The sequence below is a fragment of the Nocardia sp. No.11 genome (assembly GCF_038752175.1).
Taxonomy (GTDB): Bacteria; Actinomycetota; Actinomycetes; order Mycobacteriales; family Mycobacteriaceae; genus Nocardia; species Nocardia canadensis.
Genome location: NZ_JBCGFB010000115.1, coordinates 1 through 19448, shown reverse-complemented (window position 1 = coordinate 19448; position 19448 = coordinate 1). Strand labels below are relative to the sequence as shown.

At 71.6% G+C, this 19448-nt stretch carries 12 protein-coding genes; 3 read left to right on the top strand and 9 right to left on the bottom strand.

Annotated elements, in window-relative coordinates; translation table 11 throughout:
- Positions 1 to 4084 (top strand): amino acid adenylation domain-containing protein (locus tag V8688_RS25710; protein ID WP_342801870.1); only part of this gene is annotated, 4084 nt, incomplete at its 5' end.
- Between the two features lie 39 nt (positions 4085 to 4123).
- Here the strand turns inward: V8688_RS25710 and V8688_RS25705 are convergent.
- Both V8688_RS25705 and V8688_RS25700 read right to left on the bottom strand, forming a co-directional pair.
- Complete coding sequence (locus tag V8688_RS25705; RefSeq protein ID WP_342801869.1) at positions 4124 to 5689, bottom strand: AMP-binding protein; 1566 nt, start codon at positions 5687 to 5689, stop codon at positions 4124 to 4126.
- Positions 5690 to 5726: 37 nt separating this feature from the next.
- Positions 5727 to 7007 carry a lipase family protein gene (locus V8688_RS25700; protein ID WP_218716693.1) on the bottom strand — a complete coding sequence of 427 codons (1281 nt, stop codon included), beginning with the start codon at positions 7005 to 7007 and terminating at the stop codon, positions 5727 to 5729.
- 95 nt (positions 7008 to 7102) lie between these two features.
- Here V8688_RS25700 and V8688_RS25695 point away from each other — a divergent pair, with 95 nt between their 5' ends.
- The gene (locus V8688_RS25695) at positions 7103 to 7786 is read left to right on the top strand and encodes a TetR/AcrR family transcriptional regulator (protein ID WP_308248374.1); all 684 of its coding nucleotides are present in this window, start codon (positions 7103 to 7105) and stop codon (positions 7784 to 7786) included.
- 180 nt (positions 7787 to 7966) lie between these two features.
- Here V8688_RS25695 and V8688_RS25690 read toward each other — a convergent pair whose 3' ends face one another.
- Positions 7967 to 8404 carry a DoxX family protein gene (locus V8688_RS25690; RefSeq protein WP_218715940.1) on the bottom strand — a complete coding sequence of 146 codons (438 nt, stop codon included), beginning with the start codon at positions 8402 to 8404 and terminating at the stop codon, positions 7967 to 7969.
- A gap of 110 nt (positions 8405 to 8514) precedes the next feature.
- Here V8688_RS25690 and V8688_RS25685 point away from each other — a divergent pair, with 110 nt between their 5' ends.
- Positions 8515 to 9084 carry a TetR/AcrR family transcriptional regulator gene (locus V8688_RS25685; RefSeq protein ID WP_218715941.1) on the top strand — a complete coding sequence of 190 codons (570 nt, stop codon included), beginning with the start codon at positions 8515 to 8517 and terminating at the stop codon, positions 9082 to 9084.
- 41 nt (positions 9085 to 9125) lie between these two features.
- Here the strand turns inward: V8688_RS25685 and V8688_RS25680 are convergent, their stop codons facing one another.
- The 6 genes from V8688_RS25680 to V8688_RS25655 all read right to left on the bottom strand — a co-directional run.
- A complete protein-coding gene (locus V8688_RS25680) occupies positions 9126 to 10037 on the bottom strand; it encodes a dioxygenase (RefSeq protein ID WP_218715942.1) in 912 nt (303 codons plus the stop codon).
- A 98-nt stretch (positions 10038 to 10135) separates the two neighbouring features.
- Entirely contained in the window at positions 10136 to 11230 is a 1095-nt protein-coding gene (locus V8688_RS25675) for an ABC transporter substrate-binding protein (RefSeq protein WP_342801868.1), read from the bottom strand.
- Between the two features lie 56 nt (positions 11231 to 11286).
- Positions 11287 to 12105, bottom strand: coding sequence for an ABC transporter permease (locus V8688_RS25670; RefSeq protein ID WP_316575702.1), 819 nt, complete (start codon positions 12103 to 12105; stop codon positions 11287 to 11289).
- Positions 12105 to 12923, bottom strand: coding sequence for an ABC transporter permease (locus V8688_RS25665; protein WP_316575701.1), 819 nt, complete (start codon positions 12921 to 12923; stop codon positions 12105 to 12107). The genes V8688_RS25670 and V8688_RS25665 overlap by 1 nt, the downstream gene beginning before the upstream one ends.
- Complete coding sequence (locus V8688_RS25660) at positions 12920 to 13924, bottom strand: ATP-binding cassette domain-containing protein (protein WP_316575700.1); 1005 nt, start codon at positions 13922 to 13924, stop codon at positions 12920 to 12922. Before V8688_RS25660 ends, V8688_RS25665 begins: the two co-directional genes overlap by 4 nt.
- Positions 13921 to 19448 (bottom strand): amino acid adenylation domain-containing protein (locus tag V8688_RS25655; protein ID WP_342801867.1); only part of this gene is annotated, 5528 nt, incomplete at its 5' end. The genes V8688_RS25655 and V8688_RS25660, both read right to left, overlap by 4 nt.

Genomic DNA, 19448 nt, shown 5'->3' with positions numbered 1-19448 from the left:
CGTCGCGATCCGCCACCTGGCGCAGGCGGCGCCGCGACCGCCGGTGACCCGGCGCGCCCGGCCGGAGCCGGTGCCGCTGGCGCCTGCCCAGCAGCGTCTGTGGGTGCTCAACCGGATCGACCACCGTTCGCCGGCGGACAATATCGCGCTGACGGTGCGGCTGCGTGGGCCGCTGTCGATCGACGTGCTGCGCGCCGCCCTCGACGATGTGGTCGCGCGGCACGAACCACTGCGCACCCGCTACCCCGATCGGGACGGCGTCGGTATTCAGCACATCGTCCCGATCGATCACGCGCGCACCACCCTCACCCCGGTGCCGGTGCGCTCCACGGAAATCATGGACATGGTGGCCGAATTCGCTACGGCCGGTTTCGATCTCACCGTCGACCTGCCGCTGCGCACCAGGCTGTTCAGGCTCGATGACCACGACCATGCGCTGACCGTGGTCGTGCACCACATCAGCGCCGACGGCTGGTCGCTGGGCCCCCTGCTGCGGGATCTGCTCGGCGCGTACGCCGCGCGGCTCCGGCACTCGGCGCCGGAACTGCCGCCGCTGCCCGTCACCTACGCCGATTACGCACTGGCACACCAGGAGTGGTCGGCAGATCCCGCCGGTGCGGCGACCTTCGACAGTCAACTGCGGTACTGGCGGGCTCGGCTGTCCGGGCTGGCGCCCCGGCTGGCCCTGCCCGTCGACCGTCCGCACCCGCCGGTGGCCTCCGGACGCGGCGCGCTGTACGAGGTCACCCTCGACGCCGAGCTCACCGCCGCCCTGCGCCGGATCGCGGTGGCGCACGGCGCGACCCAGTTCATGGTGGTGCATGCCGTGCTCGCGGTCGCGCTGGCCCGATCGGGCGCTGGCTCCGATATCGCCATCGGCACTCCGGTGGCCGGGCGCGGTGGCCCCGAACTGGACGACCTCGTCGGCATGTTCGTCGCGATGGTGGTGCTGCGCACGAGCGTCGATCTCGCGCAGTCCTTCACCGCGCTGCTCACCCGGGTCCGCGATATCGACCTCGGCGCGCTGGCCAACGCCGACATTCCGTTCGAACGGGTCGTCGAGGCGCTCGATCCGCCGCGCACCCGGGCCCACCATCCGCTGTTCCAGGTCGTGCTCACCGCCGAGACCCGGGTCGAGGCGGTCGGGGCCGACCTCGGCGGGCTCGTTGTCGAACCCGTCGCGCCGACCGCGACACCGGCGAAATTCGACCTCCAGCTGACGATGTCGAACCCGACGGCCGACACCGTGGGCCTGGCGCTCACCTACGCGACCGACCTGTTCGACCGCGACACCATCGCCCGGTTCGCCGAGACGATCGAGCGCATCGCCCGCGCGGTCGCCGCCGAACCGGGACGGACGGTCGGTGACATCGTGCTGGTCGACCCGGCGCCGGCACCCGTCGTGACCCGCCTCGACCACCGCACGCTGCGCGATCTGTTCGACGTCGCCGCGCATCGGCACCGGCACGCGGTGGCCGTGCGCGCGGGGGAGACCACCCTCACCTATCAGGACCTCGATGACCGCAGCGCGGCCCTGGCCCGGGAACTCGTGGCGCACGGGGCGGGGCCGGAGCGACGGGTCGCCGTCGTGGTGCCGCGCTCGGCCGAGCTGGTGGTGGCGATCGTCGCGGTGGTGCGCAGCGGCGCGGCCTACGTTCCCCTCGACCCAGGGAACCCCCGCGAGCGGATCGACTACCTGCTGGCCGACGCGCGACCGGTGTGCGTGATCGCCGAAGGGCTCGTGGTCCGGCACACCGACCCGGGCCCGCCGCACCGCACGTCCGGTGGGGACGCCTCGTCGGATACGTCTGAGCCGCGAGCACTCTCGGCCTATCGTGTCACCCACCCCGCGCACGTCGACGCCGAAGATCGGCGGCCGACCGGTGCGCGGCGCGAGCCCGACGCGGTGCGCGGGTCACAGCCTCGGCTCGCCACAGGAACGGACGGCACGATCCACGCGGCGAATCTCGCCTACGTGATCTATACCTCCGGGACGACCGGCACACCGAAAGGCGTCGCGGTGCAACATCGCGAGGTCGTCGCCATGCTCGACCGGACCCGGCGGGTGCTGTCGACCCGGTCCACCGATGTCTGGGCCCTGTTCCACGCGACGGCCTTCGACTTCTCGGTGTGGGAGCTGTGGGGTGCGCTCACCACCGGGGCGGCCCTGGTGGTGGTGGACCAGGACACCGCGCGCTCACCCGAGCACCTGCGGGAACTCCTGGTGCGCGAACAGGTCTCGATCCTCGGCCAGACCCCGTCGGCCTTCGCCGGGCTGGACGACGCCGACGCACGGGCCACGGGTGCTCCACCACTGTCTCTGCGGCGCATCGTCTTCGGCGGCGAGGCGCTCGACCCGCGCCGACTCGCCGCCTGGTACGACCGGCACGGCACGGGCGGACCCGAGCTGGTCAACATGTTCGGCATCACCGAGACCACCGTGCACCTCACCCACACGACCCTCGCCGCCGGCGCGCACGATCGCGCGGGCAGCCCGGTCGGCCGACCGTTCGACGGGCTCGTCGTGCGGGTGCTCGACGATCGGCTGCGGCCGGTGCCGGCCGGCGTCCTGGGCGAGATCTACGTCGGCGGTGCCCAGGTGACCCGGGGCTATCTGCACCGGCCCGGCCTCACCGCCACCCGCTACATCGCGGATCCCGCGGTGGCGGGCGGCATCCTGTATCGCTCGGGCGATCTCGGCCGCTGGACTCGCGCGGGCACGCTCGAGCACTTCGGTCGCGCGGACCGCCAGGTGAAGATCCGCGGCTACCGCATCGAACCGGCCGAGGTCGAGGTGGCGCTGCTGGAGTGCCCGGGGATCGGCGCCGCGGTCGTGGTGGTGCGCGACGATCCGGCGACCGGACGACAGCTGATCGGCTACGTCGTGCCCGGCGGCGGTGAGGCGATCAGCGGCCCCGAGGTCCGCGCCCAGCTGCGAGACCGGCTGCCGGAGCATCAGATTCCGGCGGCGGTCGTCGTCATCGACAGTCTGCCGCTGACGGCGAACGGCAAGCTCGCGCTCACGTCGCTGCCGAGCCCGGAGTTCGGTTCGGCCGCCTACCGTGCCCCGGCGGGCGCCGTCGAACAGTGCGTCGCCGCCGTGTACGCCGAACTCCTCGGCCGCGACCGGGTCGGCGCCGACGACTCGTTCTTCGATCTCGGCGGCAACTCGATGGTCGCCACCCGAGTGGTGGCGCGTCTGCGGGCCGAGCTGGCCACCGACCTCCCACTGCTGTGGCTGTTCACCGACCCCACCCCGGCAGGCTTGGCCCGCCGCATCGCCGAGAACACGGCGGGCGAGGACGCCTCCCTGCTGACACCGGTGCTCGCCCTGCGCGGGCAGGGGCGCGGCGCACCGCTGTTCTGCGTGCATCCGGTGGTCGGTTTGGCCTGGAGTTTCGCCGGGCTGACCGGCGAACTCGACTGCCCGGTCTATGGATTGCAGGCACCGGCCATCGCCGAGGAGGCGCCGCTGCCGGAGTCGCTGGACGCGCTCGCCGCCGACTACGTGGCGCGGATCAGGGCCGTCCAGCCGCACGGGCCGTACCGGCTGCTGGGCTGGTGCGTCGGCGGGGTCATCGCCCACGCCATGGCCGTGCGCTTGCAGGACCTGGGCGAGCGGGTGACGGTACTGGCCATGCTGGACTCCTTCGTCGGGGACGTCGAATACCGCAGCCAGACACCGGTGACGGTCGGTGATCTGCTCGGTCAGTTCGGTACCGACCACGAGTTGGTCACGCCCATCGGCGAATTCACACCCGACGACGCGGTCGCACTGGTGGCCGAGCTGCCCGGACCGTTCACGGAACTGACCGCCGAGCGGGTGCACCGGATCATCGCGGGCATCCTGCACGCCCAGGTCATCGGCGCGGCGCACCGCCCCCGTGTCTTCCACGGCGACCTGCTGTTCTTCACCGCGGGCCGCGACGACCGCGGCGCGGGCCGAGCCGCGGGGGCGTGGCGCGACCACATCGACGGCGCTATCCGCGATGTCGCCGTCGACGCCACCCACTGGGACATCACCGGCCCGAGCGCCCTGACCACCATCGGACCCGTGCTGGCCGCCGCACTCGACCGCGCATGAGTCCCACGGTGGCGGCGACCCCTCGTCGCCGCCACCTGCTCAGCGCAGTGCCGCCAGGCCGATGCGGTCGATCTTGCCGGTCGGCGTGCGCGGGAGTTCGTCGACGAACACCACATCGCGCGGGGCTTTGAACCGGGCCAGACGCGACTTCACGTAGGCGCGGACGGCGTCGGCGTCGAGCTCGCCCGCCCGGACCACGAACGCGGCCAGCCGCTGCCCGAACTCCTCGTCGGGCACCCCGATCACCGCGGCCTCGGTCACGGCAGGGTGCCGGTAGAGCAGGTCCTCGATCTCGCCGGGGAAGACGTTCTCGCCGCCGGAGACGATCATGTCGTCGTCGCGTCCGTCGATGAAAAGCCTGCCCTCGGTATCGAAGTGGCCCAGGTCGCCGGTGCTCATCAACCCGCCCCTGAGCTGTTTGGAACCCCCACCGGAGTACCCGTGGAAGGCGATCGAGTTGCCGACATACACGGTGCCGACCGCGCCCGGGGTGGTCACCCTGGTGTCGCCGTCGTAGAGCGCCACCGTGATCCCGACCGGCGCCCGGCCGACCGTGCCCGGCGCGGCGAGCCAGTCCTGTGGCGTGGCGACGGTGGCGGTGCCGGTCTCGGTGCAGCCGTAGAAGTTGTAGATCACCGGGCCGAAGACCTCGATCGCCCTGCTGCCCAGGGCCGACGGGAGCGCGGCGCCCGCGGTGAACACGATCCGCAGCGAACCGGTGTCGGTGGCGGACAACGTTTCCGGGCCCAGATCGAGGATGCGGCGCAGCATCGTCGGGACGAGCACGATCATGTCGGCGCGGTGTTCGGCGATCTGGTCCAGGGCGCGGCGGGCGTCGAACTTGCCGTGCAGCACGATCGTCGAGCCCAGATTCAGCGACAGGATGAACTGGGACAGCGCGGTACCGTGGAACAGCGGAGCGCACAGCAGCACCGTCTGCCCGCGCCGCAGCGGCACCCGGTCGACGAATTGCGCGCCCGCCAAAGGCGATTCGACCCGACGTGGCGCGCCTTTGGGTGTTCCGGTGGTGCCCCCGGTGAGCAGGACGAAACCGCCCTGCTCGGCTGGAACGGGCGCCCGCGCCCCGGTCTCGGGGCCCTCGGTGTCGAGCAGGACCACCCCCTCGGGGAGCGTGTCGGCGAGCGCGGCCAGACTCGGGTCCAGGACCAGCGCCGCGACCTTTTCCCTGGACAGCACATCCCGCAACTGCGCAGCACCGAACCCGGTGTTGAGCAGCACCAGTCGCGCGCCGAGTTTCGCCGCGGCGGCCATGGTCTGCACCAGGCGCAGTCCGTCGGGGCAGAGCACGCCGATGGTGTCGCGCGCGGTGACGCCCTCGGCGTGCCAGCGGGCGGCGATCGCGTCGGTGCTTCGGTCGAGGTCGCCGTAGCTGATCCGATGTGCGCCGTCGACCAGCGCGATCCGGTCCGGGGTGCGCCTGGCCGAGGTCAGGATGCCGCCGGCGATCGGGCCGTAGACGCGCATCGCGCGGGCGGTGTGGACGAGTCGATCGGGGCGCCGCAGATCGATCAGTCCGGCACGCTGCATGGCGCGCAGCTGGCGCGCGATGGTCGACGCGGTGTGCGTCCAGGTCGATGGGCTCATGGTGGATCTCCCTGGGGGCGAGTGGACGTGGATCGGCTCAGCACAGCGTCGGCCCCGGGTCGGCGCCGGCGGTGACCGCCAGCAGCCAGGCGACGGTGCCGAGCTCGGGGACGATCTCGGCGCTGATGTGCTCCGACATCGGCACCCGGAACATGCGCATGTTCACCCCGCGCGCGCAGTAGGCGGCGGCGATCTCGTCGATGGCCAGTTCGGCGGGCAGCAGCTGATCGGTGGTCGAATGCCACATGAGCAGCGGGATGTCCGGGGTGTTCTCGGGACGGCCGAAGCTCGCCGCTGCCAATCCCTCGTGGGCGGCGGCCAGCGCGGCGGCCGGGTCGGTCAGGTAGTCGGCGACCGGGCGCAGCAGTGTGGAGCCGACCGCGGTGTAGAGGCAGCGGTCCGCCAGATCGCGGGCGACCTGCTTGCCCTCCGGCGTCAGGTAGGTCTGCAGGGCCTGATCGAACTCGGGGTATTCGCGAGCCAGCCCGAGAATGGCCAGCCAGCCGGTGAAGTTGGCCTGCGGCTGGGTGCCCGAGATGGCGAACGGCGCGATCGCGACCTTGTCGCCGGGGATACCGCCCTGGGCGCTGGCGCGCAGCGCGAGCTCGGGCGCGTAGCCGCGGTGCTGTTCGGCGGCCGACGCCGAGGCATTGCCGCCGCCGGAGTACCCCCACAGGCCCACCGGCGACGCCTCGAGACCGAGTCCGCCGCGCTGGGCGGCCCGGATGCCGTCGAGCACCATCCGGCCCTCGCTCGGGGACATGATCGTGTTGCGCTTGCCGTCGAAGTCGGTGACCACCACCGCCGCGCCCGCGGCCAGGAACTGGCCGATCAGCGCGACCTCCTTCTGGATGCCCGCCCGCAGCGTGTACGACGGATTGCACTGCCTGCCGAGGCTGTCGATCGCCTCCTGGTACGAGATCAGCGGGCGCGCACCGGGACCCAGCCACGGGATGCCCGGCATCAGCACGGTGGTCGCGGTGGCGATCGGGTTGTCGCGGGCGTCGGTGCTGCGGAACAGGAGCTGGGTGGTGTGCACCGGGACCGGGATGCCGAGCGCGTAGGTCTGTACGACGCGGGTGCGGATCACCTCGCCGTTGGCGTAGGCCGCGATATCGGCCGGGTCGTCGTACCAGGGGTCCTGCTGCGGGGTCGGCAGCGGTACGACCGCCGGATACACCTGGGCCTCGTTCGGCAACGGGGGGAGCTGGAAATCCTCGGCCACGGCGGGACCGGCGGTCATCGCCAGCACGGCGGCGGCCAGCAGGGCGGGGGCGCCGAGGCGTCGGGATCGGTGGGTGGCCGTGCTGCGCTGCATGGCATCTCCTTCGGTAGGTGATGCTGATTACAGCAGGTTCTCTTGTTAGTAACAAGAGTTCTTGTTCATATTGCGCGATCGGTAGGCTGAGCTGCGTGACGTCGACCGAGAAGAGTCCCGTTCGCTCCCGGCGCATCCAGGGTCTGGACGCCGAGCAGCGCCGCGCCCGCCGGCGTGAGCAGATCCTGGCCGCCGCGTTCGAGCTCATCGCCGTCGACGGCTACGTCAACACGGCGATCGAGCAGATCTGTCAGACCGCCTTCGTCGGCAACAAGGCCTTCTACGAACTGTTCGACAGCAAGGAGTCCTGCTACCTGGCCCTGCTCCAGCAGCTCAGCGAACGCGCCCAGGCCGAGGTCGCCACCGCGCTGGCCGAGTGCACCGGCGGGCGCGACGAGGTGGTGTCGGTGGTGGTGGCGGCCTTCGCGCACTCGCTCGTCGACGATCCCCGCGTCGCCCAGGTCACCTTCGGGGAGGCCAGCGGCATCTCCGCCAAGGTCGAACAGCAGCGCCGCACGAACCGCCGCTGGGCCGCCCAGTTCCTCGAAACCCTGTGGCGCGAATACGAGTTCGTCCCCGCCGCGGGCATCGGCATCGACCTGCACGCCCTCGCCGTCTCCACGATCGGCGGCCTGTTCGACACCGTCGCCGACTGGCTGCACCAGACCGCGGCGGGTACCACCGGCGAGATCGACACCCTCATCCGCGATCTCACGACCTTCACCGACATCGTGCACCTGGGGTTGGCGGCCGCCGCCGAAAAATACGCCGGTCGCTGATCGCGGAACTCCTCTTGTCGCGGATCAGGGTGCCGCGCTGGAGGTTACGGCGCGAAGCCGAGGGCGATCCGCTCCGTGGTCGACGCGACCGGGACGGCGCCGCCGGCGCGACGGCAGGGCGTTGACGGCGCGGCCCCGACCGCGCCGGACCCGGCGAGAGCGGTGCGGCGGGCCGCCCGCTCAGGCCGCGACCACCACCGCGCAGGCGGCGAGGAACAGTGCCTGGAGGGCGGTGCGGGCGGGCAGGGGCATGGTCTTGATGCCCAGATCGGCGCGGGCCGCGCGGACATTGGCCGGGAACATGACCAGTAGCAGGACGAACAGTCCGGCGGCGGCGAGCGGGGCGGTGGCCGGGATCAGCAAGCCGAGAGCACCTGCCAGTTCGAGGATGCCGGTGAGTGTGACCAGCGCGGCCGCGTTGGGGAGGCGGGGCGGGACCATGGCGATCAGGGCCGTCCGGCGGGGTTCGAGGAAGTGGGCGCTCGCGGTGAGAGTGAACATGGCGGCCAGGCCGAGGGCGATCGCGCGGGGCCAGGAATCCAGCCAGGACACTCCGGTGAGCAGGCCGATCAGCCTGGCCAGGGCGGTGACGACGGCGAGAACGATGAACGGGGCCATGGGAACTCCTCGAAGCGGTGCCGACTGGCCTGCTGCCAATCTTGACACTGGAAAGATTGGCACCGAACGCTGAACTTGTCAATGACAAGTTTGTGCGTCAGGATCGAGGCATGACCAAGACCGGGTATCACCACGGGGATCTGCGGGCGGCGCTGCTGGACTCGGCGGCCGAGCAGATCGCGGCCGAGGGCGTCGAGGCGGTGTCGCTGCGCGCGCTGGCGCGCCGGGCCGGGGTCTCCCACGCGGCCCCCGCACACCACTTCGGCGACCGGGCGGGCCTGTTCACCGCCTTGGCGATCGAGGGATTCGACCTGCTGGCCACGGAATTGGCGGCCGCGGGTGCGGACATGCGCGAGGTCGCCGTCGCCTACATCCGCTTCGCGCTGGCCAACCCCGGCCGGTTCGACATCATGTACCGGCGCGAGGTGCTGCGCGCCGACGACCCCGAACTACGCGCTGCCCGAGAACGATCGGGCGCGGCCTTGCGATCGGGGATCGCCGAGATGCAGGCCGGGCAGTCGCCCGATCGCCAGCGGTCGACCCGGCTCGCCGCCTGGTCACTGGTGCACGGGTTCGCGACGCTGTGGCGGGAGGGCGCGCTGGACGGGTCGGAGCTGGCCTCGTCGGCCGATCCCGAACAACTCGCGCGCGACATGCTCGCGACCGTGCAATTCGATTGACGGCCGACGACCTCTCCGCCGCGCGGGGCGTCGGTGGCCGGTTACCGGGGTGATGGCCCACCACCGGGGCCCTGACCGCCGGGCGGAGGGCCCGCGGGGCCACTGCCGCCGGGTGGGGTGCCGGGAGAACCGGTGCCGGACTGGGTGTTCTGGGACTTCGCGGCGACACCGACGGTGAGGGACACGGCCATGGTGGTGGCGGGTGTCCCGGTCACGGTGGCGAGTTCGGCGTCCCAGCCGTCGCCGAAGACATTGTCCGAGGACAGCGACACGCCGGACATGTTCTCGATGCTCGCGGAATAGCCGGAGTCGGCGGCGAAGACGGATTCGCACGAGTCCTCGGGGAGGGCGATCTGGGAGGTGAGGCGTGCGTTGTCGCCCGCCACGGCGGTGGCGAGGTCGTCGTAGACCTCGAAGTGGATGTGCGGCCAACGACCCGCGTAGCAGGCGGGGAAGATCGAGGTGAAGCGGACGGTGCCGGTGTCGTCGGCGACCTGGACGCCGCGCAGGTAGTTCTGCTCGGTGACGCCCTCGCTGTAGAGCGAGTACCGGCCCTCGCGATCGCAGTGCCAGACGTAGACGGCCATTCCCGCTCCCGCGGCGCCCTTGGCGAGATCGCGCAGGTTCAGCGTGAGAGTCATCGGAACACCCTGGGCCACACCGGAGTACGCGCCGAAGCTGGTGGTGATGTCGGAGCGGACGACGCCCGATTCGATCAGCACATTGGGTCCGTTGGACCCGTCACCCGGGTACGGGCCCGCCGTCTCCTGCGGCGCGGCGGCGGGAGTCGCCGTGTCGGGCGTGGTCGTCGCGGTGTCGGTGACGCCCGAGTCGGTCGCCGAGGCGCAGGCCGCCGCCGCGGTCGCCAGGCTCGCGGCACCGATCATGCCGAGGATCCGCCGTCGCGACATGACCCGCAGGTCGTGCCCGAGTCCGAGATCGTGGTCGTCCATCGCTGCTCCTTCGCTCGTACCGTGTCGCCGACGACGGTAGGCGCGGGTACTGCGCCGGAGCTGGGAACACGCTGGGTGTTCGCTGGGAGCCCCCGCGGTCAGTCGGTGACGTACCCGTTGAGGCTGTCGCGCAGGTCGGTGAGGATCGCGCGGGCGGCGGTCAGGCCGGTGGTGTGCCACACGCTGTCGTCGACGGCGAAGACGCGACGATCGGTCGCGGCGCCGAGCTCGGTGAACTCGTCCGAGCGCAGGACCCGCTTGCCGTGGTCCTCGCCCGCCTTGCCCGCGAACATCACGTAGATGATGTCGCCCTCGGCCTTGGTGGCCAGGTCCGCGGTGGTGATGTCGTAGGAGGTGCCGCGCTGCGCGGTCGGGCGCTGCACGCCGACATCGGACAGGACCTGGGCCGCGAAGGTCTCGCTGCCCTGGACCTGGATGGTGTCGGCGGTGAAACGCAGCACCGAGGCTTGCGACTGGCTCGCGTTGAGCGCCGGGCCGAGATCGTGCGCCTCGGTGAGGTAGGCGCGCAGAGCGGCGTCGGCGGCGGCGCCGCGGCCCATTCCGGAGGCGTAGGCCGCGAAGTCGGACTGCCAGCTGCCGCCGGAGCCGATGAGGACGGTCGGGGCGATCGCGCTCAGCGCCTCGTAGCCGCCGGCGGCCGGGGCGACGTCGCCGAGGATCAGGTCGGGCTTCAGCGCGGCGATGCGCGCCGGATCGGGCTGCCCGATCGAGCCGATGCTCGGCACCTTCAGCACGCCGTAGCCGAGGTACATCGGCTGCGGACGTTCACCGTCGAGGGTGACCGCGCCGGCGACCCGCTCCCACAGGCCCACCGCGCAGGCGGCGTCGAGCGCCGAGCTGGTGAGCACCACGATGCGCTGCGGGTCGGCGGGGACCTGCGTGGTCCCGGCGGCATGGGTGACGGTGCGGGTCGCGCCCGCGGCGGGATCGGGGGCGCTCGGCAGCGGGCACGCCGTGGCGGTGTCCCTGGCCACGCCGACCACACCGGCCCCGGCGATATTGGTGGTGGTGCGGATGATCGTGCTCGCGTCGTCGTGCTTGTCCGCGCAGCCCGCGGTGACCACGGCGACGCACAGCAGCGCGGCGACGGGGAGGACGCCACGCGAGCGGACGCGGACGCCCTGCTCGGCGGTGCGACGGAATCGGGTGCGTACTCGGGCGCTCACCGGCATGCGCACGAGGGTACTGCGTGGCAGGGCGGCCCGGCGCCGCGGGTTCGCGGGGCCACTCAGCGTCGGCTGGCGCGCCGGAACCCGATCGCGGCGGGGACCGCGAACAGCACGATCGCGCCCAGACACCACACCAGGGTCAGGGTCAGCGGCCGCGCGATCGGCCCCTCGTCGGCGAGACCGCGCATGGCGTCCACGGCGACCGACATCGGCTGATTGCGCACGATCGGCTGGATCCACGTCGGGAAGGCGATCAGCGGGACGAAGCCGGTGCTGAAGAACATCATCAGCGAGGTGAGGATGGTGACGCCTTCGACCAGTGAGGCTTTCGCGGTGAAGACGGCGATCGCGGTGACGATGGTGGCGAAGGCGAGTCCGAAGAGCACCGGCACCGCCAGGAACACGAGCGCCGCCAGCGGACCCTGATGAAACCGGAAGCCCAGCAGCGCGCCGACGAGCACCACGGCGATGGTGCCGAGCACGATCCGGCAGCCCTCGGCGAGCACGCGCGAGGCGATCCCGGAGGCCCGGTGCACCGGCAGCACCCAGAACCGGGCCAGCAGGCCGGCGTCGCGTTCGCGCCCGAGCAGGACCCCGCTGGCCACGGCGCCGGAGAGCGCGCCGACGATGGCGACCATCGGGACCGAGCCGTAGAGGGCGTCGTCGCCGGTGAACTTCTGGATCTGCCCGCCGACGACGATGTCGAGCATGATCAGCAGCAGGCACGGGATGAGCAGGGTCTCCAGCAGGGTGACCGGATTGCGGGCCCAGCGCAGCAGCAGGCGCTGGGTCTGGATGAGGGTGTGCCGGACCAGCGCGCCCGGCGTGGTCTCCGAACCCGTGGTGGTCTGCTCGGTACGAGCGGCAAGCAGTGTCATCACGCCCTCCTCGAACTCAGCCGGATGGCCACGGGGAGGCTGATCAGCAGGATCGCCGCGAGCCACAGCAGCGACGGGGTCACCAGCGACCAGCTGATCGTGCCCGCGTTCCCGGCGGTGTCACCGGCCAGCGCCCGCAACACGATGGCGAACTGGGAAACCGGCTGATTTCGGACGAACCATTGGATCCAGCTCGGGAACTGGCTCGCCGGCGCGAGACCGGTCGAGAGCATGCCGAAGATCAACGGCGGCAACACCAAGGCCTGCGTGGTGGCCTCCGGACTCTTGGACACGGTGCCGATGACATCGGCACCGAGGGTGAACGCGATCCCGATGAGCAACGAGAACGCCAAGAACCCGAGGGTGTGCGCGGCGTCGAGCCGGAACCGGAAACCGATCACGTACCCGGACACGATCGCCGCGGCCAAGGAGATCAGCAGCCGGAAGATGTTGGCCGACATCCGCGCCGCCACCGGCACCAGCGGGCGCAGCGGCATCGCGCCGAACCGGCGGTTGAGCCCGGCCACGGAATCGGTGGCCGAGCGGAACGCCGCCGAGATGGCGGTGAAGGCGGCGGCCTGCAGGATCACCAGCGGCATCATGTACTGGGCGTAGCTGCTGAAACCGTTGCCGGAGAACATCATCACGGTCTTGAGCGGGATGTAGAAGCTGGCCGTGAACGCGGCGGGCGCGACTATCGAGGACAGCACCTCGCCGGTCTTGACCGAGGGCACGATCAGCCGGGTGGTCAGCACCCACCACTGCTGCACGGTGTCCGGGGCGGCGCGGACGTGGGTATGCCAGGTGGTGGCGGTCACGACACGACCTCCGGTGCCGTCTCGGTTGTCGGCAGATGGCCGGTGAGCTGGAGGAACACGTCGTCGAGCGAGGGACGGCGCAGCGCGATGTCGACGAGTTCGACCGACGCGTCGTCGAGGCGGCGCAGTGCTTCGGCGAGGGTCTTGGCGCCGTCGGGGGCCGGGATGGTGATCCGGTCGGATTCCGGTGTCAGCGCCGCCAGATTCTCGGCGGGCAGCAGCGAGCCGAGCGCGGCGACGATGGCGGGCATCTCCTCCAGATCGAGCGGCACCACCTCGCAGTAGCTGCCGCCGGTGCGGTGTTTCAGCTCGTCGGCGGTGCCGGAGGCGATCACAACGCCGTGGTCGATGACGATGATCTGGTCGCTGAGCGCGTCGGCTTCCTCCAGGTACTGGGTGGTGAGCAGGGTGGTGATGCCCGCGTTCTTGAAGCTGCGCACCAGGTCCCAGACACCTTGACGGCTGCGGGGATCCAGGCCGGTGGTCGGCTCGTCGAGGAAGACCACATCGGGCCGGACCACCAGCCCGCAGGCGATGTCGATGCGCCGCCGCATGCCGCCGGAGTACGTGCCGACCCGCCGGTTCGCGGCCCGCTCCAGATCGAATTCGGCGATCAGTTCCTTGGCCCTGGCCCGGGCCGCCGGTTTACGCAGGCCCATCAACCTGCCGAACAGGACGAGGTTCTCGTAGCCGCTGAGCATGTCGTCGAGCGCGGCGTACTGGCCGGTCAGCATGATGGATTTGCGGACCGCCGCGGGGTCGGTGACGACATCGTGCCCGGCGACCACGGCCCGGCCCCGATCGGGGGTGATGAGCGTGGACAAGACGTTCACCATCGTGGTCTTGCCCGCGCCGTTGGGCCCGAGGATGCCGAGTACCTCGCCGGGCGCGGCCACGAAGTCGACGCCGCGCAGGGCGTGGACGTCGCCGAAGGACTTCTCGATCCCTTCGACGACCACGCCGCCGGTGGAGGTGAGGGTGGGGCTCGGTGCGACGCTCATGTCCGGTCTCCTGCTTCCATGTGGTCATCCAGCACCGGCGAGATCACCGACAGTGCGAGGGGATTGGTCAGCTCGTCGTGCGTTGTCTCGACGTCGTGGGCGACGATCGCGCCGGTCACGTAGGGGCGCCAGCCGTCGGGACCCATCCATTCGCCGGGGTCGACCGCGGCGGTGAAATACAGGACGTCACCGTGGTAGACCGGGCGCTGGTAGCCGGTTCTGGTCCCGGCGGAGGCGTTGTAGGAGCCCGCCATCCGTTCGATCGTGGCCGCGTCGACGAGTTCGACCCCGCCGAGTTCGGCGGCGATCAGCTCGGCCGCCTCCTGCGCGGTGGCTTCGGCGGGGACGTTGTCGATGCCGAAGATCGCGCCGAAGGTGTTGATGAACGCGCCGGGCGACAGGCGCTCGATGCTGTCGCCGTCGATATCGGCGGTGTCGGTGTCCAGCATCGCCACCACGCCGACCCGCTCGCCCGCCTCGGCCAACTGCACCGCCATGGCATGGGCGATCAGTCCGCCGAAGGACCAGCCGAGCAGGTGATACGGGCCCTGCGGCTGGACCGCGCGGATCTCGCGCACATACCGCCGCGCGAACTCCTCGATGGACCGGGCCGAGGGCTCGCGGCCGCTGAGGTCGGGCGCCTGGAGGCCGTAGATCGGTCTGCCCGGCCGCAGTCGCTCGGCGAATCCCAGGTAGCTCCACGACATTCCGGAGGAGGAATGGACACAGAACAGGGCGGGTTTGTCGCCGCCGAGCCGGATCGGCAGCAGCACGTCGAGTCCGAGACCGCTCGAGCCGGCGCCCGTGGGTTCGGCCGCCGCGGCGACCATGGCGGCGGCTTCCTCGGCGGAGGCGCGTTCGGCCGCCGGGGAGTCGGCGAAGCGCGCCGCCGCGCCCAGGGCCCGGGTCCACAGCTGGGCCAGCTCGGCGACGTCGTCGCGGTCGAGTAGTTCTGCCGGATAACCGAAGTCGGCGCGCAGGCGGTCGCCGAGCACCAACGCGTTGATGTCGATCGCCGCCATCACCGGGACGGTGGCGTGTTCGCCGACATCCAGGTCGCCGAATTCGTCGGTGGGCAGCCAGCCGAGACCTTCCAGCCCGGCCGGGATCTCGGCGGCGGTGTGCCTGCCGAGATAGTTGACGCAGATCTGGCCGGGCAGCCGCTCCGGCAGCTGTGCCGCGGTCTCGGGATTCAGGTAGCGCAGCAGGCCGAACCCGATGCCCTTGTCCGGCACCGACAGCAGATCGTGTTTGACCGCGCGGATGGCCGCGCCCATCGCCGGGCCGCCGGCGAACGCGTCGTCGATGTCGATGCCGGACAGGTCGAGCCGCACCGGGTACAGGTTGGTGAACCAGCCGATCGTGCGGGACAGGTCGGCGCCGGGGACGACTTCCTCCTGCCTGCCATGGCCTTCGAGCCGCAGCAGCGCGGACTTCTCGTCCACGCCGCGCCGGGCTCGCCAGCGCACCAGCGCCAGGGCGAGCGTGGCGAACAGCGCGTCGGTGACGCCGCCGTGGAACAGCCCGGGCAGCGTGGTGAGCAGGGCGGTGGTGACGTCCGCGTCGACCTCGATGTCGACCCGGCGCACGGTGTGGGCCTGATCGATGGCGGGATCGAGGTGCCTGCCGCCGAGCAGCGGGTCGGGGCCGCCGACGAGGTCGCGCCAGTAGCCGAGTTCGGCCAGCCGCTGGTCGGAGTGCGCGGCTTCGGTCAGCGCGTAGGACCAGCGCCGCATCGAGGTCCCGGTCTCGGCCAGCACCGGGGTGGCGCCCGCCGACACCTGGGCCCAGGCTCCGATCAAGTCCTGCACCAGGATTCGCCACGACACACTGTCGATGGCGAGGTGGTGGGCCACCACGATCAGCCGTCCGGGCCGGGTGCGCGAGCCCGCGGCACCGACCGGATCGAGCCAGACGAACTGCAGCACGACGCCGTCGGCCGGATCGAGCCGATTCAGCGCGGAGTCGAGTTCGCTGCGGACGTCCTCGCGCAGTTCGGTGGGTTCGGCCGCGGCGTCGATCTCGGTGCGGTGCACCAGGGCGTCCACCTCGATCGTGCCCGGTTCCGCCACCCGCAGCTGCCAGCCGTCCTCGTCGGACCACAGCCGGGCCCGCAGCATGTCGTGCCGGTCGATGACGGCGGTGAGCGTGGCCACCAGGTCCGTGCGCTCGATGCCGACGGGCAGTTCCAGCACCGCGGTCTGGGCGAAGCGGTCGAAATCGCCGCCGCGCTCGATCATGTACCGGACGATCGGGGTCAGCGGCAGGTCGCCGACCCCGCCGCCGGGCAGCTCCGCGAGCGCCTCGACCGTCCCGGCGGCGTCGACGGCGGCGGCCAGCGCCGCGACGGTGCGATGCTCGAAGACCTGCAACGGTGTGCAGTGCACCCCACGCAGTTTCGCCTGGGTGACCAGCTGGATCGCCAGGATGCTGTCGCCGCCGAGGGCGAAGAACGAATCGTCGACGCCGACCTGGTCGCGCCCGAGCAACTCGGCGTACACCTCGGCCAGGACGTGTTCGGTGGGTGTCCGCGGCGCCAGATACGGCGCCTCCTCGGCGATGAACACCGGTTCCGGCAGGGCCTTGCGATCGAGTTTGCCGACGGCGTTGACCGGGATGGCGTCCAGGACCACGAAGGCCGCGGGCACCATGTAGGCGGGCAGACTGTCGGCGGCGACGGCCCGCACCCGCGCGAGATCGAGGTCGGCGCCGGGCATCCGCACCAGATAGGCCGCCAGCGCGGTCGCGCCGGTGGGACCGGGCACACCCAGTGTCACCGCGAGATCGACGCCGTCGATGCCGCCGAGCACCGCGTCGATCTCGCCGAGCTCGATGCGCTGACCGCGCACCTTCACCTGGAAGTCGGTGCGGCCGAGGTATTCCAGCGTCAACCCGAGCTCGGGCGGGCGGATCCAGCGCACCAGATCGCCGGTGCGATAGAGCACCTCGCCGGGCGCGCCGTAGGGATCGGCGACGAAGCGCGCGGCGGTCAGCCCGGGCCGGGCGTGGTAGCACCGGGCGGTGGCGGTGCCGGTCAGATACAGCTCACCGGCGACGCCGACCGGTACCGGCCGCAACCGATCGTCGAGGACGAGCACGGCCGCGCCCCGGATCGGGGTGCCGATGGTGACCGGCTCCGTCGTGGACAACGGCGCGGAACCCGTTGCCCAGATGGTGTATTCGGTCGGCCCGTACAGATTGACCATCCGCCGCTCCGCGGCCCCGCCGCACCAGCGCCCGACCAGATCGGGGCCGACCGCCTCGCCCGCCACCGCGAGTACCCGCACGCTCGACACCTCGGCGGGATCGATCGTGGCCAGCGCCGACGGCGTGATCACCATGTGCGTGACCGCCTCGGCGGCGATCAGCTCGGCCAGCGGCGCGCCACCGAAGACCTCGGGCGGCGCGATCACACAGGCGCCACCACTGCCGAACGCCATCAGCGCCTCGAAGATCGACGCGTCGAAACTCGGCGAGGCGACCTGGAGCACCCGCGACCGGTCATCGAGTCCGAGATCGGCCCGCTGCGCCGCCACGAGGTCGGCCAGGCCGCGATGGGTGACGGTGACGCCCTTGGGAGTTCCGGTCGACCCGGAGGTGTAGATCATCCAGGCGGGATTCGCCAGGCGGATCGGCGTGGGCAGGTCGTCGGCGGTGAGCGGGGTGTCGGCGGCGGCGCGCAGCCGGGCGACGATGTCGGGGTCGTCGAGGACCAGCCAGCGGGTGGTGTCGGGCAGGCTCGCCCGGTACGCGGTCAGGGTGAGACCGACCCGGGCGCCGGAGTCGGTGAGCATGTGATCGATGCGGTCCACCGGATGCTTCGGGTCGACCGGCAGGAACGCGGCACCGGCCTTCGCGGCGGCCCAGATCCCCGTGTGCAGCTCGGCGCAGCGGGGCAGCCCCAGGGCGACAACGGTTTCGGTGCCCGCACCCGCGTCGATCAGCAGGCGGGCCAGCTGGTTCGAGCGGGCGTCGAGCGCGCGGTAGGTCGTCGTGGTCCCGGCGACCAGCGCCGGATGGTCGGGGTAGGTCGCGGCGGTGTCGGCGAGCAGCCGGGGCAGGGTGATCGTGCCCGCCGTGGCCGGGCCGCGGACCGGAATCAGTTCCGCGCGTTCACCCGCGTCGAGCAGGTCGATATCGGCGACCCGCAGGTCGAGGTCGGCGAGGACGGCCGACAGGACGCGCTGCCAGCGGGTCACGAACGCGGCCACCGTGGCCGCGTCGAACAGGTCGGTCGCGTAGGTCAGCACGCCGTCGAGCCCGGCGGGGCCGGCGTCGGTGAATCGTTCGCGCAGGTCGAGGGTGAGGTCGAAGGCCGAGGCGTCGCGGTCGAAGTCCTCGACCTCGAACCGCAGTCCGGCCAGGTCCAGCACCGGCTCGACGAAGTTCTGCAGCGACAGCGACACCTGGAAGATCGGGTGGTGCGCGGTCGAGCGGGTCGGGTCGAGCGCCTGGACGAGCTGTTCGAAGGGCACGTCGGCATGGGCGAACGCGTCGAGATCGGTGGTGCGGACCTCGGCCAGCACCTGCCGGAAACTCGCGCCGGGGTCGATCGGCGTGCGCAGGGCCAGGGTGTTGACGAACATGCCGACGAGGTCGTCCAGGGCGGCCTCGCCGCGCCCGGCGACGGGAGTGCCGATGACGACGTCACCGGTGCCGCTCAACCGGGCCAGCAGGACCGCGAGCGCGGCGTGCACGAGCATGAAGACGCTGACATTGCTCGCGGCCGCGACGTCGATGAGCGTGCGGTGCAGCTGCTCGTCGATCGCGAAGTCGAGGTCGTCGCTGCGCATCGTCTGCACCGCGGGTCGCGGGCGGTCGGTGGGCAGTTCCAGCGCGTCCGGTGCGCCGGCGAGGGCGTCGGTCCAGTACCGGATCTGCTGGGCGGCCACCGATTCCGGGTCGGTCGCGCTGCCGAGGAGTTCGCGGTGCCACAGCGCGAAGTCGGCGTACTGCACGGTGAGCGGGGCCCGGGTGGGCGCCTCGCCCGCCACGCGCGCCGAGTAGGCGGCCACCAGGTCGCCCGCCAGCGGCGCCATCGACGCGCCGTCGGCGCTGATGTGGTGCACCACCAGCACGACCACATGCACGGGGAGACCGTCGGACCCGGCGTCGACGAGCCGGAACAGCCCGACCCGCAGCGGCGCCTGCCTGGTGAGATCGAATCCGGTGCCCGCCAGCTCGGTGATCCGATCCCGCAGCGGCGCACCGTCTTCGGTGTCGAGGACCGGCATGGCGGGCGTGGCCGCGTCGAGGCCGACGACGACCTGACGTGGCCCTTCGGTATCGGCCGGATAGCGGGTGCGCAGGCTTTCCTGCCGCGCGATCACGTCGGTCAGCGCCAGGCGCATGGCCTCGACATCCAGAGCGCCGGTCAGGCGCAGGGCGATGGCGATGTTGTAGGCGGCCGAGCTCGGATCGAGCTGGTTGAGCACCCACATGCGCTGCTGGGCGGGCGAGAGCGGGATCCGGTCGGGGCGCACGCGCGCGGCCAGCGCCGGGCGGCCGGGCCCGCCCTCGGCGG

Excerpts from the sequence above, each read along its gene's own strand:
- V8688_RS25670 (WP_316575702.1), bottom strand. The coding sequence starts at position 12,105 with ATGACACTGCTTGCCGCTCGTACCGAGCAGACCACCACGGGTTCGGAG.
- V8688_RS25690 (WP_218715940.1), bottom strand. The coding sequence starts at position 8,404 with ATGGCCCCGTTCATCGTTCTCGCCGTCGTCACCGCCCTGGCCAGGCTG.
- V8688_RS25685 (WP_218715941.1), top strand. The coding sequence starts at position 8,515 with ATGACCAAGACCGGGTATCACCACGGGGATCTGCGGGCGGCGCTGCTG.
- V8688_RS25680 (WP_218715942.1), bottom strand. The coding sequence starts at position 10,037 with ATGGACGACCACGATCTCGGACTCGGGCACGACCTGCGGGTCATGTCG.
- V8688_RS25660 (WP_316575700.1), bottom strand. The coding sequence starts at position 13,924 with ATGAGCGTCGCACCGAGCCCCACCCTCACCTCCACCGGCGGCGTGGTC.
- V8688_RS25675 (WP_342801868.1), bottom strand. The coding sequence starts at position 11,230 with ATGCCGGTGAGCGCCCGAGTACGCACCCGATTCCGTCGCACCGCCGAG.
- V8688_RS25705 (WP_342801869.1), bottom strand. The coding sequence starts at position 5,689 with ATGAGCCCATCGACCTGGACGCACACCGCGTCGACCATCGCGCGCCAG.
- V8688_RS25700 (WP_218716693.1), bottom strand. The coding sequence starts at position 7,007 with ATGCAGCGCAGCACGGCCACCCACCGATCCCGACGCCTCGGCGCCCCC.